Genomic DNA, 17,647 nt, shown 5'->3' with positions numbered 1-17,647 from the left:
ACGTCAGTCCTCTAGGGGCAGGATCGCGATTTCGAACCAGTATTCCTTGAGCCGCTGGATGGCGGCGAACAGCCCGTCGAGATCGACCGGCTTCTGTACATAGGTATTGGCGCCGAGTGCATAGCAGCCCTCAATGTCGCGCTCGTCGTCCGATGTCGTCAGGATCACGACCGGGATCTTGCGCCAATGCGCGTTGGATTTGATCGCTTCCAGCGTTTTGCGACCGTCGAGACCCGGCATGTTGAGGTCGAGCAGGATAAGGCCGGGCTTCGGTGCCATGGACGCGAGCGCGTCGAGCGCCTCCTGTCCGGAGGCGGCCCAGCGGATGGGATTGCGCAGATTGGTGCGCTTGAATGCCCGCATGGTCGCTTCGAAATCGTCCTCACTGTCCTCGACGATGAGGATCGGTTGCGTGTCACGCTGCTGCATTCTGCCCCTCGCGCTTCCTTCCCAGAGTGAAATAAAATGTCGTGCCGACGCCGACTTCGGATTCAAGCCATATCTCACCATTGTGACGCCCAATGATCTTGCGCACGAAGGTGAGCCCGGCGCCGGTGCCGTCGTCGGAATCCTGCGATTTTTCGAGCCGTTTGAAAATGCGGAAAATATCCTCGTAGAATTCTTGGGGTATGCCTTTGCCGTTGTCCTTCACATAGAAGACGTTGCGCGCCGCCGTCCCATCCTGGCCGGAATAATGGTCCAGATAGCCGATGCTGACGAGTGGCAGGGGCTTGTCGTTATATTTCACGGCATTTGTCACGAGGTTGCGAAACACTTCGGTCAGACGTGGAGCATCGCAGATGACTTCCGGCAGCACGCCATCGATGATGACCTTCGCATGCCGCTCCTCCAGAAGAAGCTCCATGGTGGACACGACGTCGCGGACAATAGTGCCGATATCGGTTCGCTTGACGGCGAGCTGCTGGCGGCCGATGCGCGAGAAATAAAGGAGATCGTTGACGAGCTTTTCCATGCGCTGGCTGAGGCGGACCAGCCGGTTCAGCCGGCGCACGCCGTCTTCGTCGAGCTTGTCTTCGTAATCCTCCAGCAGGAAACGGGAGTGATTGTGCAGACCGCGCAGCGGCTCCTTGAGATCGTGCGAGGCAATATAAGCGAACTCATCGAGATCGTGATTGGAGCGTTCGAGATCAGCGGTATATTCCTCAAGTTGGACGAGCGTTGTCTTCATCCGCTCTTCTTGCTGCACGCGCTCACTGATATCTCGCACGATGCCGACGAAGGTCTTGCCCGAGCCCGTGACGATAGCGCTAACCGAGAGGTCGATCGGAAAGATCACGCCGTTCTTGCGCCGGCCGGAAACCATGCGCGTCGTGCCGATGATGCGTTCCTCTCCAGTGCGGCGGTAATTGCCGAGATAGGTGTCGTGTTCGGAATGATAGGGTTCCGGCATCAGCATTTTGATGTTGTTGCCGATCGCCTCCTGCGGCGTGTAGCCGAACATCGCCTCGGCAGCGGGATTGAAACTTGTGATCCAGCCCGCATCGTCGATGCTGATAACCGCGTCAGGCGTATTACGCACCAGCGCGCTGAAGCGGATGCGCTCCGTCTCCAGATGCTGACTATTGCGCATGAAATAGAAGACGAAGATGGCGACCAGCCAGAGCGTCGCAGCTGTGATCGAGCGGTTGGCAGCCTCTCGCCAGAATTCGTCCTGTGGATAATCGACGGCAAAGAAACCGAGCAGGATCAGGACGGTGCAAACGAAAGCGAAGAAGATCGGGGCGTTGCGATTGCCGAACCAGAGCGCCGTCATCACGAGCGGGACATACAGAATACCGTTCGCCACGCCAAGCGGTGTATAGAGATCAACGACGAGTCCCGTAAAACAGATCGTTGCCGGTATCCAGAGGGGGATTTGCGCCCTGTTGGCTGGCAACATCCACCAGGATCTGGCGAGAAGCCCACAGCCGAAAGCCACCAGACCGATAGCAGTATGCAGTGCCATCGCGGCATAGGGACCCCAGCGATACCCCTGTTCGGCATCGGTGACATATCCGGCAAGCGCGATCATGCCGAGTGTGATCGCGATATAGCTGGTGAGTTCCTGTACAAGCTGTCCGCGCCACTCCCTCTCGTGGAGAGCGAGGAGAATGGACAGATTTGATATCAGGAAGATCAGCGCCGTGTTCGGCCCCATACCGCCGCCGATCTGCTCGGCAAAGGCTGGAGAGATGACAAACTGTGTCAGGAACACATCGACATTGTGAATCGTGCGGCCGAGCGTGATGATCTCCGTCAGGCGCACCGCGGAAAGCAGGGCGGCAAGGCCGCACGTAATGGAGGACGCGATGCGATAGCGCTTGCCCGTCTCCATCGACATGGCGAGACCGATACCCGAGAGCACGAAGCAGAGGGCGGTATTGAACGCCATGGACGGAAAGCCCGGTACGATCGAGATGATAATTTCGATCTCGAGGAACCACCCAATCAGGGCGGTCAGACCGAGCAGGACCAGCAGACAGCCGATGATAAGCGCGATCATGCGGTAGCGTTTGCTTTCCGCACCGTGTCGACCTGATCTAACGGCATCCCCCACGCGCGCTACCTCCCTGCCACATTCCTGTTGGCAAGATATTTTTTCCGAAATCGCCGAATACTCAATAGGCAGATTTTTTTGCGTGAAACATGCTTTCGACAGCAAATCCTTGAAGGTCGATATCGAATTTTAGTGAAGTGGCGTTAATGTCCCAGCGAAGGACAATGCAGGGGCGAACGAAAACAATATCCGGATTGTGGGGCCAGATGCCGATCTTGTTTTACGTCGACGACAGCAGGGATGATCTCTTCTATCTCGACTATATCCGAAAGAAACAGCAGGTGAATATTGATCTATTCTGCTTTTCCACCGCGCAGGCCGCATTCGAGGCGCTTGAGAGGCGTCTGGAAGGAGGCGAAGGCGTGCCGGATATACTGATCGCCGATCTCTACATGCCACTCGACAGCGGTAGCGGGCTGATCGCGCAACTGCGGCGGGATGACCGCTTTTCTGCCATGCGTCTTGGTGTTTGCAGCGGTTCGGATGCGGTGGAAGACCGTGAACGGGCGCTTGCTGCCGGAGCCGATTTCTACCTGGAGAAGCCACTGGATTTCGCAGGCATCGTTGGCAATCGGTGATTGCGATAACCGCAATCTCTGCGCATGCAAAGGTAGATGACCGCAAGAAAGCACAATTGACAAGCTTGGCGGTGCATTTCAAGATGCAACCAAAGAGAAGAAAAAAGCGCTGAGAGAGCCGCCCGATCCGTGTTCGCCGCCACGAACGTCAGCCAACCCCTTAGCTGAAAGACCGACCGGCTCTCCCGCGCTTACTTCTGGCACTGTCTTCCGCATCCATGGATGTTGAATGCAGAGAGATTGGGATACCTAGGTAAGAGCCACTATTCGCGTAAACTGCCCTATGCACCACCTGTAGTCGAGATGTCTCCGCCTGCGATATCGAAAGGCCCCCGTTTCGTTACCGATCATCAACTGCCTCGCAATTTTTGTAACTGTTCGCGTTTAAGACGTATATCCCAAGATTTCGGGATCGGCGGACTGGGAATTGGGGAGGAGGAAGAGTGGGAATGACCAATGCTGGCGCAGTCCCCTTTCATGCAGGTCCGGAACTTAGCCGGGCCATCAATCGCACGGATTTTTTTCGACTGTTGAAGGCGGCCGCACAGCATTACAATTTCGATAATTTTACTCTGGCGCGCATCTCGGAAGTCGCTACCCCTTTCGGCGAACGCGAAGTTGTCATCACCAATGTCGTCGAACGGCGCATGAGCCTCTTCATCAAGACCCTCAAGGAGGCGCTCGGAACCGCGAAGGCGCGGACGGCACAGTTTTTGACGGCACCGGTTCACGGGAAAAGTACGGCGATAGAAGGTTATCCGTCAGACCTCATCTTCAATGAATTCAGCGGTAGCTCATTCCTGTTCATTCCGCTGTTTACGCCTGAAGGACGTCGCTACTGTCTGGTGCTCAGCGGCCAGCGTCAGGAGCCGGACCAGGGCGAAGTGGCGGATATCCTGCTCGATGCAATGCGCATCTTCGACAAATTGTATGAGGAAATCCTGACGCAGGAAATGTCAGGTCGGCTCACGCAGCGCGAAACCGAAATCGTCAAGTGGACGAGCGAAGGCAAGACCTCCGCAGAAATTGCCATCATCCTCGGCCTTTCCGAACACACCGTCAATTCGCATATAACGGCCGCGGTCCGAAAACTCGATGCCGTCAACCGCGTTCATATGGTGGCGATTGCGTTGCGAAACGGTCTGGTTTCGTGAGCTGGCGTCATGTCAGGGAAAGATGAAACGATGAGTGCGGAAGCAACACGCAGGAATGCGGTGAAGGTACTGTTCGTCGATGACGAATTCATCGAGTTCCGTTCGCTCAAGAAGAAGATCGCGGATCTTCCCGAACCGCGCGTCGATGTCGAATATTCGCAATCGATCGGAGATGCACTGGACAAGGTGAAGGCTGCCCGCTTCGATCTCATTCTTCTCGACAACCGCTTATTGCCGAACGCAGATTTTCGCGAAACTGTGCCAGAGCTCAGGGGCATCGGCTATACCGGTCCGATCGGCGTCATCTCGACCGATATTTCAGGCAATTATTTCCAGGAATTCCCAGAATACGGTGTAGACTTCCGGATTGGTAAGGATGAGATCGACGTGCAAACCTTGCAGCACATCCTCCGCGAATACGTGACCTATGACGTGCCGGATTTCTGGAAGGACGATTACAGCGCCTAGGGCATGTCGCCCAAAGTGTGCAGCGGTTTTGCGACAACGATACGCGAAAGCCCGGGCTTAGAGCCCGCTAAGCAAATCTGTAAGATTGCTGCGCGCTTTGGTCAGGCCGGCAGACGGATCGCAAAGCGGCTGCCGTTCTCGTCGGAGTAGTCTAGCCTGATATCGCCGCCGAGCGCGCTGAGCAGTTCGCGAGTAGTCGTCAGACCCAACCCCGGACCAGATATACCGCCGGCCTTCGGCAGCTTCCAAAAGGCATCGAAGATCTTGTCCTGGTAGGCCGGCTCGATGCCGCAGCCATTGTCGCCAACGATGATGCGCCAATCTGCACCCTCCCGTGCGGCCCTTATGCGAACATGCGGCGCGGCGGTGCCGTGATGGGCCAGCGCATTGGAGAAGAGGTGCTTCATGACAATGGTCAGAAGCGCAGCATCGCTGCGGATAAGGGGTAGATTCTCCGCATCGAATGTCGCGCCGCCGGCGGGAGATTCCTCGAGCACCTGCCTCCAGGCATCCCGCACAACGTCTGCGAGGTGCACGTCACCGATGGTGACTTGCGGGGTCGTTCCCGCAAGGCTCATCAGTGCCTTGGTGAGCCGCTGTGCCGTCTGGGCCTTGTCCATGATCGTCTTGAGGCTCTGCAGCTGTTCACTGTCCAGCATCGGTTCCAGATCGTCGAGCAACATTTCCGCATACATGGCAATGTGACGGAGAGGCGATTGCAGGTCGTGTGCGGCGGTTGCGAGGAAGCGTTTGATACGCTCCTCCTGATACCCGGTGGAAACGGTTTCCGGTTTCTTCGGCGTCGGGCTGGAAGACATGTGACGGTGCTCCCGATCTCTTTAAAGCGAACATAGAAAGAGGGCGCCGGCTGTGCAACCGGCGCCCTCTCCAAGTTCAACTTAAATATCGGCGGTTCAGCCTGCCGTTTTGCGTGGCTGGCCGGCATCCGGCGGAATGATTTCCACGGCTGCATCGTTCGAAGGCGCGGCTGCCTTGGCATGACGGCGGCGCCAGTCGCCGAGGAAGAGCAGGATCGGTGCTGCGATGAAGATCGAGGACGCGGCCGCAACGAGAATGCCGAAAGCCATCGGGATCGCGAAGCTTTCGACCGCACTGCCGCCCCAGATCGCCATCGGCAGCAGCGAGAGGAAGGCGGTTGCGTTTGTGTAGAGGCTTCGTGCTAGTGTTTCGTTGATCGACTTGTCGATGATCTCGCGGAGCGGCATCGACTTATAGAGGCGCATGTTTTCACGCATGCGGTCATAGACGACGACCTTGTCGTTTACCGAATAGCCGACCAGCGTCAGGATCGCCGCGATGGCTGTGAGGTTGAAGTCGAGCCCCGTCAGCGCGAAGAAGCCGATCGCCTTGGTCACATCGAGGATGAGGGTGACGATAGCGCCGACCGCGAAGGGCCATTCGAAGCGGTACCAGATGTAGAACAGCATCGCGAGGCTGGCGATCACGACGGACAGGATACCTGCCCAGGCAAGCTCGCCGCTGACCTTCGGGCCGATGACATCAGTGCCGGTGACGATCGCGGACGGGTCGATCTTGACGATCTCGGCTTTGAGCTTGGTGACGGCTGCGGTCTGAGCCTCTTCGCCGCCTTCCTGCCGCTGCGCGCGCACCAGCATGGTGTTGTTGTCGCCGAAGGATTGCAGTGCCACTTCGCCGAGGCCAAGGCCATTCAGGCCCTCGCGGAAGCGGCCAAGATCGGCGGCTTCCTGTGTCTTCACCGACATCTGGATACCGCCACGGAAGTCGACGCCATAGTTGAGGCCCGGATAGATGAAGAGGGCGATCGAAGCGATTGACAGCAGCGCGGAGACGGTCACGCCGAAGAAGCGCGCCTTCATGAACTGGATATGCTTATCGTAGGGGCTGAAGGGGATCAGCGGCTTGATGTTCAGGACCTTCATCTTCCGGCGACGGGTGATCTCGATCATCGCCACGCGCACGAAGGCGACCGAGGTGAACATCGAGATGATGAGGCCGAGCGCCATGGTGACGGCAAAACCGCGAACCGGACCGGAGCCGAACCAGAACAGGATAGCGGCTGCGATAAGCGCTGTCATGTTGCCGTCGATGATGGTCGAGTAGGCACGGCGGAAGCCGGTGTCGATGGCCGCAAAGGCGCTCTTGCCCTTGCGGGTTTCTTCGCGGATACGCTCGTTGATCAGAACGTTCGCGTCGACCGCGAGGCCGATACCGAGCACGACGCCGGCAATGCCGGGCAGGGTCAGTGTCGCGCCGACAAGCGTCAGCGCCGAGAAGGTCAGGATCGTGTGGATGAGAAGTGCGATATTCGCCAGGATGCCCCAAGTGCCGTAGAGCACCAGGATAAAGGCGGCGACGAGCACGAAGCCGACGACGCCGGCATAGAGGCCCATGCGGATCGCATCCGCGCCGAGGTCGGCGCCGACGGTGCGTTCTTCGATGACGGTCAGCTTGGCGGGCAGGGCGCCGGCGCGCAGCATGGCCGCCAGCGTATTGGCGCTGTCGGTGGTGAAGTTGCCAGAGATCTGGCCCGAACCGCCGGTGATCGGCTCGCGGATAACGGGCGCGCTCAACACTTTGTCATCAAGCACGATCGCGAAGGGATTGCCGACATTCTGGCGGGTGATATCGGCAAAGCGGGTTGCACCGGCACTGTCGAAGCGGAACGTGACGACCGGCTGCTGGCTCTGGTCGAAACTGACGCGAGCATCCGAGAGGCGGTCGCCGGAAATCTCGACGCGATCGAGAACCGGATAGGAGTTGCCCTGGTCATCCTTCATGATCGTCACACCCGGACCGGCCTGGCCGTTCGGGGCGAGCATATGGAAGGACATTTTGGCGGTAGAGCCGAGAAGCTCGCGAAGGCGGGACGGATCCTGCGCACCCGGAAGCTGCACGAGAATGCGGTTTGCGCCGATGCGCTGGATCGTCGGCTCGGCAACGCCGACCTGGTCGACGCGCTGGCGTATGACTTCAAGGCTCTGCGCGACGGCATTGTCGACATTGGTTGCAATACCGGCCGGCGAGAAGCCAATGGTAATGTTGCCGCCGTCGGCCGTGACCGCAAGGTCGGACTGGCCGGCGCTGATGCCGCTGGAGATCACATTGCCAAGGGTGCGAAGCTGGGTGACGGCCGCGTCGCTCTGCGATGGGTCGGCAAGCGAAACAACGATATTGTTGTTGTTGCGCACGACCGACTTCGGCTGGATGTTCTTTTCGCGCAGCACCCGGCGTGCGTCCTGCAGCAGCGAATTCAAGCGCTCTTTGGTGAGGTCGGCTTCATCGACTTCGAGCACGAGGTGCGAACCGCCGCGAAGGTCGAGGCCGAGAGAAACCTGGTTGTGCGGCAACCAGGAGGGCACGCGCTGCAAAACGCTCTGTGGCAGCGCGTTTGGCAGGGCGATCAACAGGCCGAGCACGATGATCACCGAATAGGTGAACACCAGCCATGGTGAATTACGCATGTTTTAAGTCCTTGGATAATGCTTTGGCCGGCGCCATCGCGCTACGGCGTATCTATTGGATCAGAAGCGCCCGAAGGCGACGTGATTCAGGCAGCCAGCGGCGGTGCGCGGGACTGGTAGGCCCGGGCGGCGGCAGAGCGCAGCGGAGCCTCGAATTCGGATGCCGGGGCAACTTGGCGCCAGTCGCCAAATTGCAGCGCCGGAGCAGCATTGAGAGCGGCCGGGCCGGCATCCTGGAGTTGCTGTTTCGGTGCCAGCTTGCGGTCGCTGATCAGCAGCCCGCGGATAGCGTCGCGCGCCGTCACCTGCGTCTGCTGCGAATCCCGACTGGAGGAAGACAGGCTGTTCGGCGCAGACGACGGGCCAATGACGATATTGCCGCCGAAGAGCAGGCCGAGATAGGCGAAAATCGCGATGACCACGGAAGCGGCAATACGGCTTGCCAGGCGGCGCTGTTCCAGCTCCGTCTCTCCTGTCTCGGCAATTTCACTCCCACATCGGCTCAAAGGCGCCAATCTCTCATTCTTTTTCCGGCGAAGGCACCACCGGCGGCAGGATTGTACCAGCCGAGGGGCCGTCTTCATAGGGTGCACTGTCATGATGCACTTGGGCGAGCCGGTCAACCATGCCAAGCGCAATTTCCCGCTCGCCCATGATCACGGTGTCGGCGCCGTATTGCCGCAGCTCCTCCACTTCCGCATCGGAATGGGCGCGCGCGACGATCAGGATCGAAGGATTGACCGCGCGCCCCTGCTCTGCGATGCGGCAGGCTTCGAAGGCGTTCGGAATGGCGACGACGAGGCTGCGCGCGCCGGCGAGATTGGCGAGATCGAGTGTTTCGCGGGCGACCGCGTTGCCTGACAGCACTTCAATGCCCTGGGTGCGCAGTTCAGCAATACGTTTGTCGGAATCCTCGATAACGAGGAAAGGCGTGCCTGACGATTTCAGGTTCTGGCCGACAATGCTGCCGACGCGGCCATAACCGACGAGGATCGCGTGGCCGCTGAGAGTCGTCGGATGAACCTCATCGCTTTCGAGCTGCTCTTCTTCATGTGCGTGTCCGGGATCGGCCGCCGGAGCAGCGGCTTCTGCCGCCGGCTCCTCGCGCTTCGGGCTTTCCAGCAGCGGCCGCATACGGTCGCAGATGAAGAACAGCAGCGGGTTGAGAATGATCGAGATGATAGCGCCGGCAAGGATGAGGTCGCGGCCTTCCCCCGGCAGTAGACCGAGTTCGACGCCGAGCGCTGCGAGGATGAAGGAGAATTCGCCGATTTGCCCGAGGCTTGCTGAAATCGTTAGCGCGGTGCTGAGCGGCTTCTTGAAAAGCAGGACAATCAGGAGGGCGGCGACCGATTTGCCGATGACGATGATGAAGATGGTTGCAAGCACGGGCAACGGCCGCTCGATCAGGATATAGGGATCGAAGAGCATGCCGACGGAGACGAAGAAGAGGACCGCGAAGGCGTCGCGCAACGGCAGACTTTCCTGTGCTGCGCGATGGCTGAGCTCGCTTTCGGCCAGAACCATGCCGGCGAAGAAAGCTCCGAGCGCCAGCGACACGCCGAAAAGCTTTGAAGCACCGAAGGCGACGCCGAGTGCGATCGCCAGCACTCCGAGGCGAAAGAGTTCGCGCGAGCCGGTATGAGCAATGCGGTGCATGGTCCAGGGAATGAGCTTGCGGCCGAAGACAAGCATCAGAGCGACGAACAGCGCCACCTTGACCAGCGTCATGGCGATGATGCCGCCGACCCCGAGATCGAGGCCGAGGAGCCGGTTGAGACCCGCCGAAAGCGGCTCGACAGGACCGTGACCGTCACCGGTAATGCTCGCGGCTGCCGGGATCAGCACCAGCGCCAGCACCATGGCGAGATCCTCGACAATCAGCCAGCCGACAGCAATGCGTCCGCGCTCGGTTTCGACGAGGCGCCGCTCCTGAAGCGCTTTCAACAGCACGACCGTCGAAGCGACGGAAAGCGCGAGGCCGAAGACGAGGCTGCCCCCCGTCGGCCAGCCCATAAGCGCGCCAAGTCCCCAGCCGAGCAAGGTGGCGAATCCGATTTGCACAACGGCGCCCGGCACCGCGATGCCACGCACCGAAAGCAGATCCTTCAGCGAAAAGTGCAGGCCCACACCAAACATCAGCAGGATGACGCCGATTTCGGCAAGCTCAGGCGCGAGGCTCTGATCAGCAACGAAACCCGGCGTGTGCGGACCGGCGAGAACGCCTGCGACAAGATATCCCACGAGAGGCGGAAGGCGCAGGCGATTGGCGATGGCGCCTAGGATGAATGCCAGCACGAGGCCCCCGACGATGGTCGAAATCAAAGGCGTATCGTGTGGCATAGTGCTCTCCCGATCTGGAAATCCCGTTCAAAACATGACATATATGATCTATAATGACCAATATGGGTGGTTTGGAACTATGGGTCAAGGCGCAAAAGAAACAATTCTGACGCCCGCTTTATGCCGTGCAGCTCGTGGTTTGCTCGACTGGACGCAGACGGACCTTGCTGAAAAAGCAGCCGTCTCACGCAGCACGATACGCGACTATGAAGGTCGCCACCATGAAATCCATCGCGCGACAGAGGCGCAGCTGCGCCACGCCTTCGAGGGAGGGGGCGTTAGATTTATCGAGGTGGAAGGCGGCGGGACCGGGCTTTGCATGCCTGATCCCGTGAACTGATCCGCTTTAGGGGTGCCTCAAACAGGCGGCGGCAACCTTGTAGGCATAAATCGTTTTGCCCCGGTAGTTGCCATTGGTCGGCTGCCAGCTCTTCAGCATCTCCGGCGCCTCGTTCGCGCAGGTCAGCGGATTGATCGTCAGGAAGAGGACCGGCGCGTTGGTATCGGCCGGCAGGGCAAATTCCTGCTCGTAATAGCTTTCCGGTAAGTCGGCCGGCGGACGGGCATAGATCTTGTAGGGTGTGGCCCGCAACGTATGGAAGAGGTCGGCGACCATGTCCCGGTTATCGGTCACGATGACACCGGCGCCGGCCTGTGCGGCAAGATCGGCCGCTTGCCGGCTGACCTCGGAGCGGCCGAGATAGCGCTGCATGACCTCCTTGCCACCAGGCAGAACCAGCTGGTGCGAGAAGATCGTTGCGAATGGGAAGAGCAGGCAAGCGACGCCATTGATCCAGAGCGAGGTTTTGAGACCGTTCGGCCACAGGCGCTGAAGCAGCCAGACCGCAAGCACGATGCCTGCGACATAGGCGGTCACGCCCCAGTTGGCATAGGCCTTGGCAACGGTCGCCTGCAGGGTAATGAGCAGCACGACGGGGATCGACAGCCAGACAAGCATCTTTTCACGTGGCTCGCTGCGGCCGCGGATCATGTTCCAGACGGCCCAGAGCATGGCAAAGAAGATGATCGGGCCGACGACGCCGAACTGCGCGGAGAAGAATTCCAGCCCGCCGCGGAGATCGATGCCGAGATCGCTCCAGTGGGCGATATCCTGCGTGTGGCGCACCGTCGTATTGTTGTTTTGGAGGTTCCACCAGAGGTTCGGGAAAGCAACGATCGCCGAGGTAACGACCGCGATGATAAAATCGCGCACGGAAATCCGCGCTGCCGGAATGAGCAGCATCGCGATCGCACCGCCCGGCACGACGAAGAGCACCGCATATTTCGACAGGAACGCCAGCCCGACGCCCAAGCCCATGAGAAGAGCGAGCCCGATCGAGCGGCGCTGCGTCAGCTCGAAATAGGCAAAAAGCGCGATCGCGATGAAGAAGAGCAGGATGACGTCAGTGGAGAAGAATACCGAAGAGAGCGCGACTGCCGGAAGCGTGATGTAGGTCGCGCCAACCCAGCCTTCGATCTTGGAACCGACGAAGCGCTTGGCCATCTTCATCAGCACGAGCGCCGTCGCCATATGGAAGAGGGGACCGGGAAGCCGCAGCCAATAGATGTCGCTGGAACCGGCAAGCTCGGTGAAAATCCTGAGCACCCATGCGATCATCGGCGGCTTCGAATAATAGCCGAAATCGAGATTCTGCGACCAGAACCAGTATTGCGCCTCATCGACGAACAGGTCCGTCGTGTCGAAATATAGCGTCACGATGCGGAAGATCGTAAACGCCAGGATGATGATAAGACCGGTCCGAGCTGACATAAATCCCTTACTTCCGCTGACACAGGAGCGCGTGTCGATACACCAACGGTGTTGGGCTGCCAACGGGAAAGGTAAAGGGATGCTTAAGGCGCCGGACGTCTTAGAAGACGCGAAGCGTACGGTTGTCGCGGTGCGCCGCGATCGTATCGAGGAGGGCAATGGCTGCGGCGATCGTAATCGTGATCAGGCAGGAACCCATTCCGAGAATTATCATTTCTCTTTCCTTGTCGACATCATGTCTGGCTCTTTTACCTGGCTCTATAACATAGAGCTTGCGCGTGCCTTGTAGCAGCGATGCAACTTATCGCCAGTATTTACTACGGGAAGTCTCTAATTGTTTCAAAAGCTACGGGCTGGAACGGCTTATTAACCTTCAAGCAAGGAATTAACCATAAACATTGGATTACACGTCGGAATGGGAAGATGCACTCGTTCCCACCAGGCATGACGCCGTACCGCCGTACCGGTTGATCCGGTATCCATCTCTTCAGGCAGCTCCGAAACAGAATTGCTGAGCAGGAGGCTTCAGCCCATCGGTCGTGACCAATGGCGAAGGCGGTCTCCGCGTGTTGCGTTCTTCCGAAGCGGCGAAAGTTTTTGGCCGGGTTCGCCCGGAAAAGTGGTTGGGGACAGGCGTTGAGGCAGGATATGCCATCAGATCAGGCTCGAGGAGCACAGGCAGGCAGCCTGCGCGATCGCCTGCGCTTTGCCGGTCTCGACACAGAGCAGTGCGAGATGGTCCGCCGTAGCCGGCCGGCGCTTGAAGCCCACTTGAAGGCCGGCCTGCGCGATCTCTTCCATCGTTTCCAGTCTTTCCCGGATGCCGCCCGCAATTTCGAAAGCGAACGTCAGATCGAGCGCCTCCACGACATGCAATCCTCGCACTGGGACGTGTTGACGGATGCGCGCTTCGACAGCCTCTATGCGGAGCGTGTCAAGGTTCTCTCCGATACCGAAAGCAAGATGGGTCTAGACCCCCGCTGGCATGTGGCCGGTCACGGCGTCATGCTGGAACATGTGATATCGGGTCTCGCCGACGAATTGGCCGGCCGGCCGATGCTGCCCTCGGCCAAGCGTCGCGCCCGTGAGATCACCGATCTGATGACGTCGATCATCCGCCTCGTCATGGTGGATGTCGAAATCGCCGTCTCCTTACGTTTTAATTCGCTTCGCTCCGCCCAGCAGCGCGCGCTCGCCGATCAGCGCGCCCAAGGTGAGACGGAAGTCGCCCGCATCTTTCACGATGTCATCGAGGGTCTGCAGACACGTGACCTGACGCTGCGCGCTCCGGTCGATGGCGCACATGCCGATATTGCCGAGGCACTGAACGCAGCGCTCGATGGCCTCCAGACCGAATTTGCCGCAATTGCCGAACGCAACGCCAAGGCGGAAGCCGCAACGCAGTCTCTCGCCGGCGCATCCCGCAATTTTGCCGGCAATGCGTCCAGCCAGGCCGAACGCCTTCAGCTTTCTGCCGCTTCCATCGCCGGGATCGCCGAGCGTGTGCGCGAGGGGGCCGTCGGCAGCCGGGCTGCCGAGAAGGCCGCAGCGGCCACACGCGCGGCTGTCGAGGAAAGCGGCGAGGTTGTCGGCCGCGCCATCAACGCTATGGCCGATATCGAACAGTCGGCCGAAAAGATCGGCCAGATCATCGGTGCGATCGACGAGATTGCCTTCCAGACGAACCTGCTCGCCTTGAACGCCGGCATCGAAGCTGCCCGCGCCGGCGAATCCGGTCGCGGCTTTGCCGTCGTGGCACAAGAAGTCCGCGCGCTAGCCCAGCGTTCGGCGGAGGCTGCGCGTGAGATCAAGACGCTGGTGACGACCACCAAGACGCAGGTTGATGCCGGCGTCCAGATGGTCGGGCGCACACAGGACTCGATTGCCGGCATCGTCCGTCAGGTGACGGACATCAACGCCGCCATCGCCAATATCGCCAGCGAAACAGACGAACACGCCGCCGGTCTCGAAGCTCTCACTACCGACGTCAAGGATCTGGGTAGGGAAATGGCTGACAATGCTGGTTTTGCGGAGCGTTCGGCCGAAGGTGCCGATCATCTCCACACTGTCATTCTGGAACTCGGCCGGACCATCCGCGAATTTCGCATTGCTCGCGAAAGCGCCCATGCAACTCGACCGCAGCCGGTGCGTGCCGCGCCCTCTCGCCCGATTGCGATCGCGGCCCGATCGGAAGCGGCCGACGACGACGAATACCAGAATGAGGATTTCGGCATGCCGCTGCCTCTCGCCAGCGCTAGAGGTGGGCGGAATGTTTACTAACCTGTCGGAATATGACGCCGGCTCGTTTTTGCGGGGCCGGGGACAAGGGATAAGGAAAAGCTGATGGCAGCAAAGAAGAGTGCCAAGACGCTGAATTTGGCAGCGGTTCTCGATCTCAATGAGGCTTCCGCATTGCGCGACAAGCTTCTCTCCATGCGAGGCAACCCTCTGGCGATCGATGCATCCGCAGTCGAACGCGTCGGCGCTCTTTGCGCCCAGGTTCTGATGGCCGCCGAGAAGACCTGGGACCAGGACAAGCAGTCGTTCACATTCTCGAAGGTGTCCGACGCATTTACGAAAACCATGCAGCTGGTTGGCGTCGACATCGACCACCTGCTTGCCAAGGAGATCCGGTAATGAAGAAAAAAGTACTGACGGTGGACGATTCCCGCACCATCCGAAACATGCTTCTCGTGACGCTGAACAATGCAGGTTTCGAGACGATCCAGGCTGAAGATGGCGTCGAAGGCCTCGAAGTTCTCGAGGAATCCAATCCCGATGTTATCGTCACCGACATCAACATGCCGCGCCTCGACGGTTTCGGCTTCATCGAAGGTGTACGCCGCAACGAGAAGTATCGCGCGATCCCGATCCTGGTGCTTACGACCGAAAGCGACGCGGAAAAGAAGAACCGCGCTCGTCAAGCCGGTGCCACCGGCTGGATCGTCAAGCCCTTCGACCCTGCCAAGCTGATCGATGCCATCGAGCGTGTAACCGCTTAAAGCCCAGGATTTGCTCCTATGGATATGAACGAAATCAAAGAGATCTTTTTCCAGGAGTGCGAGGAACAGCTCGCTGAACTGGAATCCGGTCTCCTGAAAATGAATGATGGCGATCGCGACCCGGAAACCGTCAATGCGGTGTTCCGCGCGGTACATTCGATCAAGGGCGGCGCGGGCGCCTTTGGTCTCGATGATCTCGTCGCCTTCGCCCACGTCTTTGAGACCACACTTGATTGCGTTCGTTCCAACAAGCTTGAGCCTACTCAGGATGTCCTGAAGGTCATGCTGAAGTCGGCCGACGTTCTCGCCGACCTGACCAATGCTGCCCGCGACGGCGGCAGCGTCGATGAAAGCAGAAGCCGCGGCCTCGTCAAGGAACTGGAAGCGCTCGCCAATGGCGAGCTGCCGTCCCCGTCGGCCGCCTCCGAGGCGCCTGCACCGAAGCCGGCGCCGAAGGCTGCCCCCGCTCCGGTTGCCGCAGCCCCGGCTCCCAAGCCCACCGACGAAAGCGGCTTCCAGCCGATCCCCTTCTCCTTCGATGGCTTCGACGGGGAAGAGATGCCGATTGATCTGCCTGCTTACGAAATCATCTTCAAACCGCGCTTCGAACTCTATTCGAAGGGCAATGACGCGACCCTTCTGCTGCGCGATCTCTCCCGTCTCGGCGAAATGAGCATCTATTGCAACGCCGATGCCCTGCCGGGTCTCGAAGAGCTCGATCCCGAAGGCGCCTACCTCTACTGGAACGTCACGCTCAAGACCGACAAAGGTGAAGACGCCATCCGCACGGTCTTCGAATTCGCCGAATGGGATTGCGAGCTGACTGTCAGACCGGCGGAAGACAGCAAGCCGGGCGATACCAACGAAGAACTGCCGATGATCCCGGTTCCGTTCGATCTCTCGATCCTCGACGATGGCGCTGCTTCCGAAGCGACCGCCGCCGAAGCGAAGGCGAGCGATACCGCCGCCGCCATTGCCGCCGCGGAGACGGCGACCAACGTCACGCAGATGGCTGCCGCCGCTGCCCGCGTCGAAAAGAAGGAATCGGCCGCCGCTGCTGCCGCAGCAGCCAATGCCGCCGCTCAGAACAATGCCGCCGGTGCCGGCCAGACGATCCGCGTCGATCTTGATCGCGTCGACCGCCTGATCAACCTCGTCGGCGAGCTTGTCATCAACCAGGCGATGCTTTCCCAAAGTGTCATCGAAAACGACACGACCGGCACGTCCTCAATCAATATGGGCCTCGAAGAGCTGCAGCAACTCACCCGCGAGATCCAGGACTCGGTCATGGCGATCCGCGCCCAGCCGGTGAAACCGGTCTTCCAGCGCATGTCGCGTATCGTTCGCGAAATCGCCGACATGACCGGCAAGTCTATCCGCCTGATCACCGAAGGTGAAAACACCGAGGTGGACAAGACGGTCATCGACAAGCTGGCCGAGCCGCTGACGCACATGATCCGTAACGCCGTCGACCATGGTATCGAAACGCCTGAAAAGCGTGCTGCCGCCGGCAAGAACACCGAGGGTACGGTCCGCCTGACTGCAAAACATCGTTCGGGACGCATCCTGATTGAACTGGCAGACGATGGCGCCGGCATCAACCGCGAAAAAGTACGCCAAAAGGCAATCCAGAACGATCTCATCCCGGCTGACGCCAACCTGTCGGACGAGGAAATCGACAATCTGATCTTCCTGCCGGGCTTCTCCACAGCCGACAAGATCTCCGACATCTCCGGCCGCGGCGTCGGCATGGACGTCGTCAAGCGCTCGATCCAGGCACTTGGTGGCCGCATCAATATCACCTCGAAGCCGGGCCATGGTTCGGTCTTCACGATGAGCCTGCCGCTGACGCTCGCCGTTCTCGACGGCATGGTGGTGACGGTCGCCGGCCAGACACTGGTGGTCCCGTTGACCGCCATCGTCGAGACCCTCCAGCCGGAAGCTGCTGCGATCCATTCCTTCGGCGCGAACCACCGCCTAATCTCGATCCGCAATTCCTTCTGCCCGCTGGTCGATGTCGGTCGCATCCTGAACTTCCGCGCCACCCAGGCCAATCCGGTCGAAGGTGTCGCCCTGCTCGTCGAATCCGAAGGCGGCGGTCAACGCGCGCTCATGGTCGATGCGATCCAGGGTCAGCGCCAGGTCGTCATCAAGAGCCTCGAGGCGAACTACACCCACGTTCCGGGCATTGCCGCAGCAACGATCCTTGGCGACGGCCGCGTGGCCCTCATCCTGGATGTGGACGCGGTGGTCGGCGCCTCTCGCGGTCAGTCCCTGAAGGCGGAAATGTCTCTGGCGGCAGTAGGATAA

15 protein-coding genes are annotated in these 17,647 nt (G+C 59.7%); 8 read left to right on the top strand and 7 right to left on the bottom strand.

Annotated elements, in window-relative coordinates; translation table 11 throughout:
- Positions 1-3 precede the first annotated feature (3 nt).
- Positions 4-429: a response regulator gene (locus EV281_RS08650; RefSeq protein WP_132652684.1), complete on the bottom strand. Its 426-nt coding sequence runs from the start codon at positions 427-429 to the stop codon at positions 4-6.
- On the bottom strand, positions 416-2,503 hold the full coding sequence (locus EV281_RS08645; protein WP_132652683.1) for a PAS domain S-box protein: 2,088 nt from the start codon (positions 2,501-2,503) through the stop codon (positions 416-418). The genes EV281_RS08650 and EV281_RS08645 overlap by 14 nt, the downstream gene beginning before the upstream one ends.
- Positions 2,504-2,763: 260 nt before the next feature.
- On the opposite strand from EV281_RS08645, the gene EV281_RS08640 reads away from it, so the two are divergent.
- From EV281_RS08640 to EV281_RS08630, 3 genes are all read left to right on the top strand, one after another.
- Entirely contained in the window at positions 2,764-3,135 is a 372-nt protein-coding gene (locus EV281_RS08640) for a response regulator (RefSeq protein ID WP_132652682.1), read from the top strand.
- 449 nt (positions 3,136-3,584) lie between these two features.
- The gene (locus EV281_RS08635; protein ID WP_132652681.1) at positions 3,585-4,289 is read left to right on the top strand and encodes a helix-turn-helix transcriptional regulator; all 705 of its coding nucleotides are present in this window, start codon (positions 3,585-3,587) and stop codon (positions 4,287-4,289) included.
- Positions 4,290-4,319: 30 nt separating this feature from the next.
- Positions 4,320-4,757 (top strand): response regulator, encoded by a 438-nt coding sequence (locus EV281_RS08630; protein ID WP_132652680.1) that lies wholly within the window; start codon positions 4,320-4,322, stop codon positions 4,755-4,757.
- A gap of 101 nt (positions 4,758-4,858) precedes the next feature.
- On the opposite strand, the gene EV281_RS08625 is transcribed toward EV281_RS08630, so the two are convergent.
- The 4 genes from EV281_RS08625 to ybaL form a co-directional block, all read right to left on the bottom strand.
- Positions 4,859-5,575 (bottom strand): HAMP domain-containing sensor histidine kinase, encoded by a 717-nt coding sequence (locus EV281_RS08625; protein WP_132652679.1) that lies wholly within the window; start codon positions 5,573-5,575, stop codon positions 4,859-4,861.
- Positions 5,576-5,671: 96 nt separating this feature from the next.
- On the bottom strand, positions 5,672-8,221 hold the full coding sequence (secD, locus tag EV281_RS08620) for a protein translocase subunit SecD (protein WP_132652678.1): 2,550 nt from the start codon (positions 8,219-8,221) through the stop codon (positions 5,672-5,674).
- 86 nt (positions 8,222-8,307) lie between these two features.
- Positions 8,308-8,727, bottom strand: coding sequence for a hypothetical protein (locus EV281_RS08615; protein ID WP_132652677.1), 420 nt, complete (start codon positions 8,725-8,727; stop codon positions 8,308-8,310).
- 13 nt (positions 8,728-8,740) lie between these two features.
- Complete coding sequence (ybaL, locus tag EV281_RS08610) at positions 8,741-10,564, bottom strand: YbaL family putative K(+) efflux transporter (protein ID WP_132652676.1); 1,824 nt, start codon at positions 10,562-10,564, stop codon at positions 8,741-8,743.
- Between the two features lie 34 nt (positions 10,565-10,598).
- Here ybaL and EV281_RS08605 point away from each other — a divergent pair, with 34 nt between their 5' ends.
- Entirely contained in the window at positions 10,599-10,904 is a 306-nt protein-coding gene (locus tag EV281_RS08605) for a helix-turn-helix transcriptional regulator (RefSeq protein WP_132652675.1), read from the top strand.
- A gap of 6 nt (positions 10,905-10,910) precedes the next feature.
- Here the strand turns inward: EV281_RS08605 and EV281_RS08600 are convergent, their stop codons facing one another.
- Positions 10,911-12,335: a glycosyltransferase family 39 protein gene (locus tag EV281_RS08600; protein WP_132652674.1), complete on the bottom strand. Its 1,425-nt coding sequence runs from the start codon at positions 12,333-12,335 to the stop codon at positions 10,911-10,913.
- Between the two features lie 648 nt (positions 12,336-12,983).
- On the opposite strand from EV281_RS08600, the gene EV281_RS08595 reads away from it, so the two are divergent.
- The 4 genes from EV281_RS08595 (at position 12,984) to EV281_RS08580 (ending at position 17,647) form a co-directional block, all read left to right on the top strand.
- On the top strand, positions 12,984-14,615 hold the full coding sequence (locus EV281_RS08595; RefSeq protein ID WP_132652673.1) for a globin-coupled sensor protein: 1,632 nt from the start codon (positions 12,984-12,986) through the stop codon (positions 14,613-14,615).
- 63 nt (positions 14,616-14,678) lie between these two features.
- Positions 14,679-14,972, top strand: coding sequence for an STAS domain-containing protein (locus EV281_RS08590; protein ID WP_132652672.1), 294 nt, complete (start codon positions 14,679-14,681; stop codon positions 14,970-14,972).
- Positions 14,972-15,337 (top strand): chemotaxis response regulator CheY1, encoded by a 366-nt coding sequence (cheY1, locus tag EV281_RS08585; RefSeq protein ID WP_003570362.1) that lies wholly within the window; start codon positions 14,972-14,974, stop codon positions 15,335-15,337. Before EV281_RS08590 ends, cheY1 begins: the two co-directional genes overlap by 1 nt.
- 18 nt (positions 15,338-15,355) lie before the next feature.
- Positions 15,356-17,647 carry a chemotaxis protein CheA gene (locus EV281_RS08580; RefSeq protein WP_132652671.1) on the top strand — a complete coding sequence of 764 codons (2,292 nt, stop codon included), beginning with the start codon at positions 15,356-15,358 and terminating at the stop codon, positions 17,645-17,647.

This window comes from Rhizobium sp. BK418, assembly GCF_004341105.1.
Taxonomy (GTDB): Bacteria; Pseudomonadota; Alphaproteobacteria; order Rhizobiales; family Rhizobiaceae; genus Rhizobium.
The sequence above is the reverse complement of the archived record's forward strand: the minus strand, read 5'-3'. Positions and strand labels throughout refer to the sequence as shown.

What these genes read in the sequence shown, in the direction of transcription:
- cheY1 (WP_003570362.1), top strand. Translation starts at nt 14,972, where the DNA reads ATGAAGAAAAAAGTACTGACGGTGGACGATTCCCGCACCATCCGAAAC.
- EV281_RS08595 (WP_132652673.1), top strand. Translation starts at nt 12,984, where the DNA reads ATGCCATCAGATCAGGCTCGAGGAGCACAGGCAGGCAGCCTGCGCGAT.
- ybaL (WP_132652676.1), bottom strand. Translation starts at nt 10,564, where the DNA reads ATGCCACACGATACGCCTTTGATTTCGACCATCGTCGGGGGCCTCGTG.
- EV281_RS08625 (WP_132652679.1), bottom strand. Translation starts at nt 5,575, where the DNA reads ATGTCTTCCAGCCCGACGCCGAAGAAACCGGAAACCGTTTCCACCGGG.
- EV281_RS08650 (WP_132652684.1), bottom strand. Translation starts at nt 429, where the DNA reads ATGCAGCAGCGTGACACGCAACCGATCCTCATCGTCGAGGACAGTGAG.
- secD (WP_132652678.1), bottom strand. Translation starts at nt 8,221, where the DNA reads ATGCGTAATTCACCATGGCTGGTGTTCACCTATTCGGTGATCATCGTG.
- EV281_RS08635 (WP_132652681.1), top strand. Translation starts at nt 3,585, where the DNA reads ATGACCAATGCTGGCGCAGTCCCCTTTCATGCAGGTCCGGAACTTAGC.
- EV281_RS08590 (WP_132652672.1), top strand. Translation starts at nt 14,679, where the DNA reads ATGGCAGCAAAGAAGAGTGCCAAGACGCTGAATTTGGCAGCGGTTCTC.
- EV281_RS08645 (WP_132652683.1), bottom strand. Translation starts at nt 2,503, where the DNA reads ATGATCGCGCTTATCATCGGCTGTCTGCTGGTCCTGCTCGGTCTGACC.
- EV281_RS08630 (WP_132652680.1), top strand. Translation starts at nt 4,320, where the DNA reads ATGAGTGCGGAAGCAACACGCAGGAATGCGGTGAAGGTACTGTTCGTC.
- EV281_RS08640 (WP_132652682.1), top strand. Translation starts at nt 2,764, where the DNA reads ATGCCGATCTTGTTTTACGTCGACGACAGCAGGGATGATCTCTTCTAT.
- EV281_RS08580 (WP_132652671.1), top strand. Translation starts at nt 15,356, where the DNA reads ATGGATATGAACGAAATCAAAGAGATCTTTTTCCAGGAGTGCGAGGAA.
- EV281_RS08600 (WP_132652674.1), bottom strand. Translation starts at nt 12,335, where the DNA reads ATGTCAGCTCGGACCGGTCTTATCATCATCCTGGCGTTTACGATCTTC.
- EV281_RS08605 (WP_132652675.1), top strand. Translation starts at nt 10,599, where the DNA reads ATGACATATATGATCTATAATGACCAATATGGGTGGTTTGGAACTATG.